This is a genomic window from Psychrobacter sp. ANT_WB68, assembly GCF_008369115.1.
Classification (GTDB): Bacteria; Pseudomonadota; Gammaproteobacteria; order Pseudomonadales; family Moraxellaceae; genus Psychrobacter.
Genome location: NZ_VOAZ01000002.1, coordinates 35705 through 49071 on the forward strand (window position 1 = coordinate 35705; position 13367 = coordinate 49071).

Annotated in this window: 12 protein-coding genes; 9 read left to right on the forward strand and 3 right to left on the reverse strand. The window is 44.3% G+C overall.

Annotated elements, in window-relative coordinates; all coding sequences use genetic code 11:
* The first annotated feature begins 45 nt into the window (after nt 1–45).
* The 7 genes from nuoI (at nt 46) to FQ084_RS05410 (ending at nt 7798) form a co-directional block, all read left to right on the forward strand.
* On the forward strand, nt 46–594 hold the full coding sequence (nuoI, locus tag FQ084_RS05380) for an NADH-quinone oxidoreductase subunit NuoI (RefSeq protein WP_079691073.1): 549 nt from the start codon (nt 46–48) through the stop codon (nt 592–594).
* Nucleotides 591–1337: an NADH-quinone oxidoreductase subunit J gene (gene nuoJ / locus FQ084_RS05385; protein WP_149489633.1), complete on the forward strand. Its 747-nt coding sequence runs from the start codon at nt 591–593 to the stop codon at nt 1335–1337. The genes nuoI and nuoJ overlap by 4 nt, the downstream gene beginning before the upstream one ends.
* A gap of 98 nt (nt 1338–1435) precedes the next feature.
* Nucleotides 1436–1744, forward strand: coding sequence for an NADH-quinone oxidoreductase subunit NuoK (gene nuoK, locus FQ084_RS05390; protein ID WP_045445153.1), 309 nt, complete (start codon nt 1436–1438; stop codon nt 1742–1744).
* A 4-nt stretch (nt 1745–1748) separates the two neighbouring features.
* Nucleotides 1749–3623 carry an NADH-quinone oxidoreductase subunit L gene (gene nuoL, locus FQ084_RS05395; protein WP_149489634.1) on the forward strand — a complete coding sequence of 625 codons (1875 nt, stop codon included), beginning with the start codon at nt 1749–1751 and terminating at the stop codon, nt 3621–3623.
* A 1-nt stretch (nt 3624) separates the two neighbouring features.
* Nucleotides 3625–5250 (forward strand): NADH-quinone oxidoreductase subunit M, encoded by a 1626-nt coding sequence (gene nuoM, locus FQ084_RS05400; RefSeq protein WP_149489635.1) that lies wholly within the window; start codon nt 3625–3627, stop codon nt 5248–5250.
* A gap of 3 nt (nt 5251–5253) precedes the next feature.
* On the forward strand, nt 5254–6732 hold the full coding sequence (locus tag FQ084_RS05405) for an NADH-quinone oxidoreductase subunit N (protein ID WP_149489636.1): 1479 nt from the start codon (nt 5254–5256) through the stop codon (nt 6730–6732).
* 196 nt (nt 6733–6928) lie between these two features.
* Nucleotides 6929–7798, forward strand: a complete 870-nt coding sequence (locus FQ084_RS05410) for a ferredoxin--NADP reductase (protein WP_149489637.1) — start codon at nt 6929–6931, stop codon at nt 7796–7798.
* Nucleotides 7799–7931: 133 nt separating this feature from the next.
* On the opposite strand, the gene FQ084_RS05415 is transcribed toward FQ084_RS05410, so the two are convergent.
* Nucleotides 7932–8702 carry a hypothetical protein gene (locus FQ084_RS05415; RefSeq protein WP_410477332.1) on the reverse strand — a complete coding sequence of 257 codons (771 nt, stop codon included), beginning with the start codon at nt 8700–8702 and terminating at the stop codon, nt 7932–7934.
* 481 nt (nt 8703–9183) lie between these two features.
* Between FQ084_RS05415 and FQ084_RS05420 the strand changes: the two genes are divergently transcribed.
* Both FQ084_RS05420 and FQ084_RS05425 read left to right on the forward strand, forming a co-directional pair.
* On the forward strand, nt 9184–10071 hold the full coding sequence (locus FQ084_RS05420; RefSeq protein WP_188032905.1) for an energy transducer TonB: 888 nt from the start codon (nt 9184–9186) through the stop codon (nt 10069–10071).
* A gap of 99 nt (nt 10072–10170) precedes the next feature.
* Nucleotides 10171–11046: a mechanosensitive ion channel family protein gene (locus FQ084_RS05425; RefSeq protein ID WP_149489638.1), complete on the forward strand. Its 876-nt coding sequence runs from the start codon at nt 10171–10173 to the stop codon at nt 11044–11046.
* A gap of 7 nt (nt 11047–11053) precedes the next feature.
* On the opposite strand, the gene ybeY is transcribed toward FQ084_RS05425, so the two are convergent.
* Together ybeY and FQ084_RS05435 are read right to left on the reverse strand one after the other, a co-directional pair.
* Complete coding sequence (ybeY, locus tag FQ084_RS05430; RefSeq protein WP_149489639.1) at nt 11054–11701, reverse strand: rRNA maturation RNase YbeY; 648 nt, start codon at nt 11699–11701, stop codon at nt 11054–11056.
* Nucleotides 11702–11811: 110 nt separating this feature from the next.
* Complete coding sequence (locus FQ084_RS05435; RefSeq protein ID WP_149490187.1) at nt 11812–12894, reverse strand: PhoH family protein; 1083 nt, start codon at nt 12892–12894, stop codon at nt 11812–11814.
* Between the last annotated feature and the right edge of the window lie 473 nt (nt 12895–13367).

The window sequence follows — 13367 nt, forward strand, 5'->3', positions numbered from 1 at the left end:
GCCATCGCTGATGAACTAGGGTAAAGCTGATAAGGATAATAATCCATGTTTACTACTATAAAAAAGACGGTCATTGGTATGTTTACCATTGTCCGCAGTATGTGGATGGTCAACAGTCACGCCATCAGACCGCGCGATACCATTCTTTATCCTGAAGTGCCGGTACCTGTACCGCCGCGCTTTCGTGGACGCATCATCTTGTCTCGTGACCCCGATGGTGATGAGCGCTGCGTCGCTTGTAACCTATGTGCGGTGGCATGCCCGGTCGGCTGTATCTCACTGCAAAAAGCAGAACGTGAAGACGGACGCTGGTATCCAGAATTTTTCCGCATCAACTTTTCACGCTGTATCTTTTGTGGTTTGTGTGAAGAGGCCTGTCCAACGACCGCAATTCAGATGACCCCAGACTTTGAGATGGGCGAATACGTCCGTCAAGACTTGGTCTATGAAAAAGAGCATTTGCTGATTTCAGGACCGGGTAAATATCCCGATTATAACTATTATCGCGTGACGGGTATGGCGGTAGCAGATAAACCAAAAGGCGCGGCGCAAAACGAAGCTGCACCGATTGATCTAAGGAGCTTGCTACCATGATGAATATCTTAAATAGTCCTGAATTGGCAGGGTTTTATGCGCTGGCAGCGGTGGCAATATTTGCCAGCTTGCGCGTGGTGACCCTTGCCAATCCAGTGCATGCTATTTTATCGATGATTGTGTCGTTATTGGCGATCTCAGGTATTTTCTTCGTATTAGGTGCGCCGTTTGCTGGTGCGCTTGAAATTGTTGTTTATGCTGGTGCCATTATGGTGCTATTTGTCTTTGTTATTATGATGCTAAATCTTGGCATGAGTAATGACGAGCGTGAAGAGCGCTGGCTTGATGCCGGCACTTGGGCGGTACCGACAGGGCTAACGATTATCATCGCGGTTGTGCTGTATGCGATGATTGGTCTTAACCATGATGAAGCGGCGATGATAGGTGGTACCACAATTTCAGCCAAAGCAGTGGGTACGGCGTTATTTACCAAATATATTATGTTGATAGAAGTGGCCGCATTGCTCTTATTAGCCGCTTTGGTTGCTGCTTATCATTTGGGTAAAGAGTCTATCTATGATGAGATAGTCGGTAACAGTAGCCAAGGTAACGCAAGCCAAGCAACTAATCCAAATGTCGCCAGTATCAAACACTATGATGATAACGGCATGCCCATAGATACTGATGCGGTAAACATGGCTAAACCATACGAATATAAAGATGTCGATCCGCATGACTACGTCGGTATGAAAGTAGGTAAGCAGGTAGGTGTACAACGAGTCACGCGCAAGGAGTCGAACTGATGGTACTAGCAGCGAGCGTGGCACAGGAGGTTGCGAATGTGCCGTTTGCCCACGAAGTAGCGGGCTTAGTGCAGCCGGTTGCTGAGGCGCAGAATGTACTGGGTATGATACCCATGAGCCATGGATTGATTTTGGCCGGTATCTTATTTGCGATTGGTCTGTGCGGTGTCATGGTAAGGCGTAATTTCTTATTTATGCTGATGAGCCTTGAGATCATGATGAATGCGACGGCTTTGGCATTTGTGGTCGCAGGTAGCCGCTGGGTCGATCCAGATGGACAGATCATGTTTATCTTTATTCTGACTTTAGCAGCAGCAGAGGCGGCCATTGGTTTGGCAATATTATTGCGTTTTTATCATCAGCGTGGGCATCTCGATGTCGACAGCGCCAATGAGATGAAAGGATGATGTCATGAATTTATTACCATTAACCTTTATATTCCCGCTCATTGGCTTTTTGATTCTAGCCTTTATGCGCGACAAGTTAAGCGAGCAGGTAGCAGCGATTGTCGGTGTCGGTAGCATGCTGTTATCAGCGCTATGTACGCTAATTGTCAGCTATACCTTTTTAACCAGTAATCCTGCCGGTACAGTAGTCGAGATTCCGCTATGGACTTGGTTCCAAGTCGGCGATTTTGCCCCGAGTTTTGGCCTAAGCTTTGATGGCTTAGCATTAACGATGACGGGGGTGATTACCGGTATCGGCTTCTTAATTCATCTGTTTGCCGCTTGGTATATGAAAGGTGAAACAGGCTTTGCGCGCTTCTTTAGCTATATGAACTTATTTGTCGCTAGCATGTTATTGCTGGTATTGGCGGATAACTTGTTCTTGCTCTATCTTGGCTGGGAAGGCGTCGGTATTTGTTCTTACTTGCTGATTGGTTTTTATTACCAAGACCGCGCCAATGGTAGGGCAGCGATTAAAGCCTTTACCGTCACCCGCGTTGGTGATGTGTTTTTAGCTTTTGGTTTATTTTTATTATTCCGCGAATTTGGTACGCTTAATATTCAAGAGATTATTACCCGTGCACCGGAAATCTTTGATATTAACAATCCAACGATGATTTTAACCACCATGATGTTGGTTGGTGGAGCGATGGGTAAATCAGCGCAGCTACCACTACATACGTGGCTTGCTGATGCAATGGCAGGTCCAACGCCAGTATCGGCATTGATTCACGCAGCGACGATGGTTACTGCGGGTGTGTATCTGATTGCGCGTTTACATCCATTATTTCTCCTCACACCAGGCGTATTATTGTACTGGGTCGGGGCAGTGGGTGCATTGACGCTCGTCGTTGCTGGATTTTGTGCGCTGGTACAAACTGATATTAAACGTATCCTTGCTTATTCGACCATGAGCCAAATCGGCTATATGTTCTTAGCATTGGGCGTTGGCGCATGGCAAGGTGCGATCTTCCACTTAATGACGCATGCTTTCTTTAAAGCCTTGCTATTCTTATCATCAGGTGCGGTCATTCTTGCGGTTCATCATGAGCAAAACATCTTTAAGATGGGCGGCTTACGTAAAAAGATACCCTTAGTATTTTGGTGCTATATCGTCGGTGGCGGTGCTCTTGCGGCGATACCTTGGGTTACCGTTGGTTTTTATTCTAAAGAAGCGATTCTTTGGGAAAGTTATGCAACTGGTCACCAAGTCCTATTCTATATGGGCGTATTCGGTGCGTTCTTAACCGCGATTTATACCTTCCGTATGATTTGGATTATCTTCTTTGGTGAAGAGAAAACCCACGCACATAAATTATCTGGTGTGTCATATTGGCTGCCGCTTAGTGTGTTGCTAGTATTATCAACGGCAGTAGGTGCATTTATTACCCCGCCATTGCAAGGCGTATTGCCGGAGAGCGTTGGGCATTTACTAGAAGTTGCTGGTCAAGCGCATGGTAAGCATACTGCTGAATATATCGCCATGGGCGCTATGTTGACAGGTTTGATTCTCGCGGCATTCTTATATGTCTTGGATAAAGGTCGCATGCTGACACGCTTTAAGCGCACGACTATTGGTGCAGCGTTATATCATTGGTGCTATCACGGTATGGGCTTCGATGCGCTATACGATATAGTTTTTGTAAAACCCTTTTTGTTCATCGGCCGCTTATTTAAAGCCGACCCTGTCGATAAAACGTGGCTTTTATTGCCTAAGCTGGCATCTGCTGGCAATAAGGTATTGTCTGCGACGCAAACAGGGTCACTTCGAGGTTACGCTGCAAGCTTTGGCTTGGGTGTGGCTGTGCTGTTGGTGCTGGTAATGATGACGGTGGTATAAGATGATTGAGTTACAACAAACGTGGATGCTACCAGCATTAATCGCAATTCCTTTTATTGCAGGGTTGCTATGTTGGTTGGTCGAACGCTTTAATAAACGTCTACCGCGCTGGATTGCTCTAATCGGTATGACGTTGACCTTTGCCTTGTCACTAGTACTGTGGCAGTACGGCGATTATAGCGGTATGAGTCAGCAAGTGATTGCGCCAGATGCAAATGTGCCATGGGTCGCCGAATTTATGGTGCCGTGGATACCAAGCTTTGGTATCAGCTTTCATTTGGCGCTAGATGGCTTATCGCTGATGATGGTTGGCTTGACAGGTCTGCTTGGTATTGCCGCCGTTGCCTGTTCGTGGAATGAGATTCAACGCCGTGTTGGTTTCTTCCATTTAAACTTGCTATGGAGCTTGGGCGGCGTTATTGGTGTTTTCTTAGCTATTGACCTGTTCTTATTCTTCTTCTTTTGGGAGATGATGCTGGTTCCAATCTACTTCTTGATTGCCATTTGGGGTCATGACGTCGTTGGCAAAACCAAAGAATACGCAGCAACTAAGTTCTTTATTTATACCCAAGCATCTGGTCTTATCATGCTGGTCGGTATTTTGATATTGGTCATTATCAGCTACGCCCAAAAAGGGGTGGTGAGTTTTAATTATAATGACTTGCTCGGTACGTCACTTGGCGGCTGGGAATATCCCATCATGCTGTGCTTCTTTATTGGCTTTGCTGTTAAGCTGCCGATTATTCCGTTCCACGGCTGGTTGCCTGACGCGCATGCGCAAGCACCAACGGCAGGTTCGGTGGATTTGGCAGGGGTTCTGATTAAGACTGCCGCTTATGGTTTGATTCGTTTTGTCTTACCATTATTTCCAGCTGCGTCACAAGACTTTGCGCCGATTGCTATGACCTTAGGTACCATTGGTATTTTCTATGGTGCGTGGTTGGCCTTTATGCAAACTGATATGAAGCGCTTACTGGCTTATACCAGTATCTCGCACATGGGCTTTGTGGTATTGGCAATCTATGCAGGTACCTTACTCAGCTTGCAAGGTTTGATGATCCAGATGTTGGCGCACGGTTTAAGCTCGGCGGCACTATTCATCATGGCAGGGCAGTTATATGAGCGTCTACATACGCGTGATTTGACCTTGATGGGTGGTATGTGGGGTCAATTCCGTTATTATGCGCCGATATTGATGTTCTTTTGTGCCGCTTTACTGGGTATTCCAGGTACAGGTAACTTCATCGGCGAGTTTATGATTTTATTTGGCGCCTTTGCTGACTATCCTGTGTTTGTAGTATTTGCGACATTCAGCTTAGTATTAGCAGGTTTATACTCGCTTATTTTGATTCATAAGGCACTATTCGGTAGCAACAATATTAAAGAAGTGGCGTTACAAGAAACCAAGTTACACGGTTTGCCGACGCGTCCGTTAAAAGATTTGGGCAAGCGCGAGCTGTCCCTACTGCTCATGCTAGCGGCAGGATTGGTCTGGCTCGGACTGTATCCACAACCGTTCCTTGATACCTCAAGTCACGCGATGCAGTGGATTAATAACGCCTATATATACAGTCAAGTAACACAAGTAGATGCCTCGCAGCTGCTTGATGCAATGGAGGCACGTTAAGTCATGAACGATTTTACGATGAATGATTTGATGGGGCTGCTGCCTTATGCACCAATCATTGCGGTAGTCATTACAGTCTTGGTGGTGATGATTGCCATTACCATTAAACGCTCTCATATGGTGACCGGTACCATCTCGGTCGTCGGTCTGAATATCGGTTTGTTTACTTTGCTTGGGCAAATGGCAGGCATCGTCGGTAGCGGTCCGCTGGTACCAACGGCTGAGCAGTTATTTGTTATTGATAACTTCGCCCAGTTTAATATGGTGGTTATCTTTATCTGTGCATTGGCCTGCTTTACGCTATCTTATGCTTATTTAGCTGATTTAAAAGACCATAAAGAAGAGCTATATTTACTGATGCTGTTATCGACAGTTGGCGCATTGCTCATGGTCAGTGCTCAGCATTTGGCCTCATTCTTTATGAGCCTTGAGATGCTATCGATACCGCTATACGGTATGCTGGCATATACTTATATGCGTAAACGCTCGCTTGAGTCGGGGTTGAAGTACTTAGTGCTATCGGCAACGGCATCGGCAACGCTACTGATGGGTATGGCATTTATTTATGCAGAAGTAGGCTCGCTCGCCTTTAAACCTGTCAGTATGACTTTGGTTGATCTCTTTGAGTCGCCATTACTGATCCTTGGTGCGGCGATGATGATGTTTGGTATTGCCTTTAAATTGTCGGCAGCACCGTTTCATATGTGGACGCCAGATGTTTATGAGGGTGCACCAGCACCCATCGCTACTTATTTAGCTTCGGTATCAAAAGTAGCGATGATGGCGCTGGCGGTTCGTTTCTTAATTGATACATCGTTATTGGCACTGCCATCGGTACAGATGCTACTTATGGTCATGGCAACTCTGTCAATTTTGGTGGGTAACTTACTCGCCGTTCGTCAGACTAGCCTTAAACGTCTATTGGGTTATTCATCGATCGCTCATATGGGTTATGTGCTTATCGTGATTGTTAGCATCGGCTCAGCCGCTGATAGCATCTCAAGCATGTATATGGCAATTTACGCCTTTACCTCTATCGGTGCCTTTGGTGTCGTTACCTTGATGTCGAGCCCTTATCGTTTGGCTGGCGAAGCCGATGAGCTGACCCATTACCAAGGACTATTCTGGCGTCGTCCGGTATTGACTGCTGTGATGACGATTATGATGTTGTCGTTGGCAGGTATTCCTTTGACCGCAGGCTTTATTACCAAGCTATTTGCGATTCTTGCCGCCGTACAAGGGACCAACTGGTTCTTGGCAGCAATGATTATCTTGGGTAGTGCTATTGGTCTATTTTACTACTTGCGCGTCATGCTCACGCTCTTTAAACGTCCGAAACAATTCATTGAATTTGACGTCTCTAAGCAGTGGGGTCGACGTACCGGTGGTATCATGGTCATCGCCGTCACCGCCATCATCATATTCTTCGGTGTGTTACCGAACACTATGATTGAATGGGCAAGTTTGGCTCGTATCTGGTAAGCACAGAAAAGTCTGGTAAATAGCGGCACCTTGATGCGGCTACTTATCGATTGTAACGGTTCGAAAAACAAGATGCGCCAGCTTTATGATAAGCTTGGCGCATCTTTTGGTTTATAGCCTTTAAAAATTTATAAAAACAACAATCTATAAAAGAGTATCAATAACTATCCATAAAAAACGAGAGTGATTCATTATTATGAGTGACAATATTCAAAAAGTAACGGTGCTCAGTAAAACCACGTGGACGCCCAATCTATTTAGCTTTACCGTTAGTCGTCCTGATAGCTTTAAATTTACTGCGGGACAGTTTGTGCGTTTGGGCGTTAATCCCAGTCAATTAAAATACTATAAGCAGCTGAGTGCAGTAGCTGACTATGATGAAGATGATGAAGATGATGATGAAGAGCTGAACGAAGCACTAAACGAGGCGCTGAATGAAGATATTTTCCGCGCGTATTCGATTGTATCTTCACCTTTCGATGAGATATTAGAGTTTTTCTCTATTGTGATTCCTGATGGCGCTTTTACTTCGCAGTTACAACATTTAGAAGTGGGTGATGAGCTACTACTGAATACCATGCCCTTTGGCTTTTTAACCTTGGCGCGTTATCAAAAACCGCTACCAAAAGATTTGTGGTTACTAGCTACTGGTACGGGTTTAGCCCCTTTCTTGTCAATGCTCCAAGACTTAAAAACATGGGAGGACTACGAACATATCGTACTGGCTTATAGTGCGCGTTCAACAGAAGAATTGGCGTATATTGACAAGATTAAAAGCTTGCAAGAAGATTTTGGCTCATTGGTTGATAATCCAGCACAATTAATTTTCATACCTATCGTTACCCGTGAACCTGTTGAAGGCGCATTGACTGAACGTCTGCCGAAGCTATTATTAGACGGGACGCTGCAAGCACGGGCGGGTATTGCTTTAGACATTGATAGCACGCATGTCATGCTTTGCGGCAACCCAGAGATGGTAGAAGATACCAAAGAGACGTTAAAGAGCTTAGGACTGGTGATGAATCGCCGCGGCGAAGGCAATATCGCGGTAGAAAATTACTGGTAGTTGTATGACTGCTTTAAATTGATATAGACAGCCTTAATTAAAAAAGCGCTGACCCTTAAAGATAATCGTCTTCAAGGATTAGCGCTTTTTTATGGTAAGCGTTTAAATAGCATTTAGGCGGCTTTCGGTCTGCTTATGAAGAGGGTTCTAAGCTTGGCTCAGTGGCATCATCAATCGGGTTGATAGGGCCTTGCATCAGCTCCGGCTCATCTTTATCACTAATGATATCTTCATTAGCGCTGCTGGCTAAGAGGTCAAGATAATTGATTTGGGTTTTAAGCACCAGTTGTTCCTCTTCAAGCTCACCATAATTGACCTGTACCTTATATAAGGTGCTGATAATTTTTTTGTTCTTTTTCAGCCAGCGATTGATATCAAGGTAGATGATTTCATCTTTTGCACGGGCAATATTGATATAAGATAAAATGAAGCCTAATGGGTCTTTTTTCAGCACGCTATGATAAAACCAGATAAAAAGTTTGATACCTTGGCGTTTAATAAAGGATTCGCAGCGTAGGTTAAGGACGTCGGTATAAGTCTGCTGACCAAAGACGAGGCGCTGAACGTTGCGATCAAGCTGTACATGAACCAAATTAAAGTTACTCGCCACCTCCGCATATATACCGCCTGCATCGACGGTACAATACAAGCGAAACCAGTCGTCATGTATCTCAACGCGCAGCTCTAAAATGGCTTTGACATTGTCCGTGACGAACTTTTGCAGTGCATCGTTGACGTAGATTTGGGCAACTGGCAGGGATAGCTCATCCTCAAGCTTATCCGTGGTTTTGTTATAAATGTTTTTAATCGCTTGGGTAAGACGCTCCCAGCCATCGCTAAATGACTCGTCAAAACGGTAGCCGATATTCTCAAAGAATTCATCAAAACTGTCTGAATCATTCATATTGTCCATATGATCAAAGTTACTCAAACTTATTATCCTTATAATGATAGGGGTCGTCACGTAAGCGCTGGGGCAAAACTGTACCTGTGTTTATATTTCATATTATGCAGGCGCAAAATTCGTATTTGCTAATCGCTTACCTATAAAACAGTATATATCAAAATGATAGCATGCAAAATGAACGTCTAGGTTTTGTCTGATTGAGCAGACTTGCTATGTACGATAGCACTGGGGCTAGATAATTTGCAGCACTTCATATGAAGGATTTAATACGACGTTTTTAACAACAAACGTTTTATAAAGACATTCTGTAAATATCAGCTGATAGATAAGCCTGGAGACAAGTTAATAGCGGCGGTATACAGTTGTGCTAGCGGCACAATTCTATGTCATGTTATGATAGCGCCGGCATTGGTTGACAGACGCTTATATTATCATGCTTCTGACCGATAGCCCTTATATTCATTAGCTGAGATTAACTGTGGCCTATATCAAAGACTCGCAAAGCTACCATTTTTCAGCGCAAGCACCTAAGCGTGATATCAGCTTGCCGATGGCTATTGTGATTGCTGTCAGCGCCCATGCGCTGATTATTTTTGGGATTAGTTTCTCGATGGGGCAAGACCCCGCTGGCATGATGCAAGATGTTGCGAAAGCACTGACTGATAATATGCAACCGAATGAAGATGCGCAGTTTATTGCTAATGCATCACAAGAAGGCGGCGGTACCGTGCAGGAGCAATTGCGCCAAGAAACCGATCAGAGCAGTCCGTTGTCTGCTGAGCAAATGAGCGAGACGCAAGATGTGATTAGCTTGCAGCGCCAAGTCCGTCAGCAGCGCTATCAAGAAAGCTATCTGCGTACTACGCTTAGCTGGCGTCAAGCGAGCGTGGAATCAGATAACGATAGCAAACAAGAGCAAGATGATATGATGGCGCAAGAAGAGCGCCTACGCAAACAAATCGCCACCTTGGAAGCGCAGCTGTCTCAGCGTCAACAGCTGTATGCGAGCAAGTCAAAAGTCGTGACCGTCGATAGCAATTCGACGACGCGCGGTGCGGCAGCGGATTATATCAATACCTTTCGTGAGCACGTCGAGCGGGTCGGTAATCTGCAATATCCTGCCCAAGCGCGTGCCCAAGGTATCACGGGCGAGGTGCGCTTGATGGTCATCATCGGTAATGATGGTAATATTAAAGCCATACGTCTGCTTGAGAGCTCGAACTCAACGATATTAGATGAGGCTGCCAAACAATCGGTCAGACAAGCGGCACCATTTGGTAAATTTACCGAAGACATGAATGATATCGTCGAGTTGCGTCTGATACGCACCTACCGTTATAGTGATAAAGTAGATGTTACTTATTAATAGTATTCACAGTTAGAAAAAATTTATTTAGCGGCAATTTAGCTTTAAGCAATCATAAATCTTACATTTATGGAATCAGTAATAGAGTAAAGAGTCAGTATGGAATTTTTAGGTTTTACCCTTGATATTGCTACCTTAACAGAGAGCGCTTTTAGCATTGTGCTCAAAATTGCTTTTGCCTTATTGATATTTATCGTCGGGCGTTGGTTGGCAAAAAAAGTCGTGGCTATCAGCAATCGTATTATGTTACGTAGCCATCTAGAAGCGACGGCGGCCAACTTTTTAAGCCGATTATTATATGGCATATTATTAGTCGTCATCATCTTAGCAGCGCTCAGTAAAGTCGGCGTACAGACCACTTCGGTCGTTGCTATCTTGGGCGGTGCAGCGGTGGCGATTGGTTTGTCACTCAAAGATCAGCTATCGAATTTTGCTGCAGGTATTATGATTGTCACCTTCCGCCCGTTTGTCCGCGGCGACTATGTACAGGTTAGCAGTTACACTGGTACGGTGACCGAAATCACCTTGGTCAATACCCATTTGACGACCATCAACAATCACGACGTCATCATTCCTAATAGCGATATCACTACCTCAGCGGTCATTAATTATACCGCGTTACCCAATCGCCGCGTTGATATCACGGTCGGTATTGGTTATGACGCCGACATCAAAACCGCCAAGGATGTGATGCTAAACTTGGCAAAAAACAATCCAATGGCGTTTAGCGATCCTGCACCGGTTATCCGTGTTACCAACTTAGGCGATAACTCCGTTGATTTAACCTTAAACGTTTGGACGACCAATGACGATTGGTGGGCAATGCAGTGTGATTTATTAGAGCAATTTAAAAACGCCCTTGATGATAATAAAATCGATATTCCGTTCCCGCAGCGCAATGTCCATGTCAAAGGTCTAGATAAAATGATGAACCAGATGGATCAAGCCCAGAAATCCATGCTAAGGAAGGGCTAAAAAAGGATTAAAGATAAGGATTCGGCAGCGCTAAGCCTGCCAAAATATCAATCTCAAAACTTTCCATCTCATCTTGCTCAGCTTGTCCGAGCTCATGGTCAAAACCAAGCAGGTGCAGCAGGCCGTGGACTAATAAATGGCTGATGTGCTGATTGACAGTCTTGTTTTGCTCAGCCGCTTCACGAACCACCACGGCATGACAGATAACCAGCTCGCCTAGCGGTAGCGTTGGCATGAGTCCAATGATTGCCGCTGGCAAATCGCTTGGGTAGGATAGGATATTGGTTGCATAATCCTTCTTGCGCGCCTCTAAATTTAGCTCACGACCTTCCACTTCATCAGTAATATAGATATCTAGCGCTTTAGACTTTTCTTGCCATATTTCAGCATCGATGTCGGCAAAATAAGGCAGCGTCAAACCAGTTTTAATACACCCATGTATATAATCCAAAGTCGCCATCATGACTTGCACTAAGTTTTCACGACTATAAAACGACTCGAGTATATCGTCATGGATACTCTCTGAGGCGCTTATATCAAGTGCGGCTAAGTTTTCACTAGTATTAAACGCGACTAAGTTTTCATCATTACTAAAACGGCTATTAAAATTATCGTCAATATTGTTGTTAGCAGCATTCTGTTCGGCTTGGCTCATGCCATCCTCCTTTTTTATGTCAATTTAAAAGTAGTTAATAATAAATAGCTAACAGTAAAAAACCGGATATTAAATCCGGTTTTCTTCTAATACACCTATATTAAGATAAGTTATAGCTTAGCGGCTGCATTGGTAATCGCTTGTTTACGCTCTTGCTCTTTCATGCGCTCAAACTTACGTTTCTCTTGCAATGCCAATTGCTCCTCATCAAAAATATCATAAGCTTCAACGATTTTTTGTACCAATTGATGGCGCACCACGTCTTTTGAATCAAACTTCGTGATATGAATTTCTTCAATACCGCTTAAAATTTCCATCGCCTGTGCCAGACCAGACTTGCTACCACGTGGTAAATCGACCTGGGTAATGTCACCAGTGATAACAGCACGCGAGCCAAAACCTAAGCGCGTCAAAAACATCTTCATCTGCTCAGGCGTGGTATTTTGCGCTTCATCTAAGATGACAAATGAGTTATTAAGTGTCCGACCACGCATATAAGCAAGCGGGGCAACTTCAATAATTTGCTTTTCAAGCATTTTACCCACTTTATCAAAGCCTAGCATCTCATATAGCGCGTCATATAAAGGACGTAAATACGGATCGATTTTTTGGGTCAAATCACCCGGTAAAAATCCTAGCTTTTCGCCAGCTTCTACCGCAGGGCGCACCAGTAAAATACGCTCAATCTCATTACGTTCAAGCATATCGACGGCACAAGCAACCGCAAGGTAGGTCTTACCGGTACCGGCAGGTCCAATACCAAACGACACATCAGACGATAAAATATCTCTGACATAACGCTGCTGATTACCACCGCGTGGAATGATTTTGCCATTACGTGTACGCAGGCTAATGGGCGTAAAATCGCTTGGTGCGTCTAAATCTACCTCTTGGTCAGTCGGCTCTTCATCCTCTTCGATATCCTCATCGCGTGAGAGACTCGATTGAATGATGAGATGCAATTCTTCTGCGCTGATATCTTTGGTGTTTTGCGCTTCATCGACCATTTTATAAATAATACGTTCGCCACGCTCGACACCCAATATGTCGCCACTCAGGCAGAAGTCGCCTTGGCGTTGGCTGATTTTAATATCGAGGCGTTGCTGAATGTATTTCATGTGATTGTTGTATTCGCCAAGCACGGTTTTGAGCTGTGCTGGGGTCAAGGATTCAAACTTTATACGGCGGCTCATGGAATCAGTCAAGCGATTATCCTTGTATTGGTTGCCCGTTGTTATTGCTAATCTTTTATGATTAAGCTAATAAATGGCGATAGAGTAGCGGGCTTCAGAGATAAAATGGGTATTCGTAATTTATAGCTTTTAGTGTAAGGCTTTAGATAATAGAAAGTGACGGCAAAGTAGTTATAAATATAGTAAATAATAAGTAAATGTCCTGCCTTCATTATGGTAGATAGTTTTTAAAATTCAAGCGATATAAGGGAGGTAGCGCTTGGTTTTTGTATGGCGATTGCAACGACTGCCTGTATTTTTGATGTTAAATCATTATTGAAGCTATTAGTTTAGAGGTTTGGTATTTCTAAGATACCCGACATCATTAAAATCCATAATGATAAAATATCAAAAAAATCACTACAACCTTAAATAATAGGTGAGTATGCAAAATATTGCACGCTCGCTGTGGATACTGTTATGAGCACGGAATG

Coding starts and splice junctions, on each gene's coding strand:
- nuoI (WP_079691073.1), top strand. CDS start 46: ATGTTTACTACTATAAAAAAGACGGTCATTGGTATGTTTACCATTGTC.
- nuoJ (WP_149489633.1), top strand. CDS start 591: ATGATGAATATCTTAAATAGTCCTGAATTGGCAGGGTTTTATGCGCTG.
- nuoL (WP_149489634.1), top strand. CDS start 1,749: ATGAATTTATTACCATTAACCTTTATATTCCCGCTCATTGGCTTTTTG.
- nuoM (WP_149489635.1), top strand. CDS start 3,625: ATGATTGAGTTACAACAAACGTGGATGCTACCAGCATTAATCGCAATT.
- FQ084_RS05405 (WP_149489636.1), top strand. CDS start 5,254: ATGAACGATTTTACGATGAATGATTTGATGGGGCTGCTGCCTTATGCA.
- FQ084_RS05410 (WP_149489637.1), top strand. CDS start 6,929: ATGAGTGACAATATTCAAAAAGTAACGGTGCTCAGTAAAACCACGTGG.
- FQ084_RS05415 (WP_410477332.1), bottom strand. CDS start 8,702: ATGAATGATTCAGACAGTTTTGATGAATTCTTTGAGAATATCGGCTAC.
- FQ084_RS05425 (WP_149489638.1), top strand. CDS start 10,171: ATGGAATTTTTAGGTTTTACCCTTGATATTGCTACCTTAACAGAGAGC.
- ybeY (WP_149489639.1), bottom strand. CDS start 11,701: ATGAGCCAAGCCGAACAGAATGCTGCTAACAACAATATTGACGATAAT.
- FQ084_RS05435 (WP_149490187.1), bottom strand. CDS start 12,894: ATGAGCCGCCGTATAAAGTTTGAATCCTTGACCCCAGCACAGCTCAAA.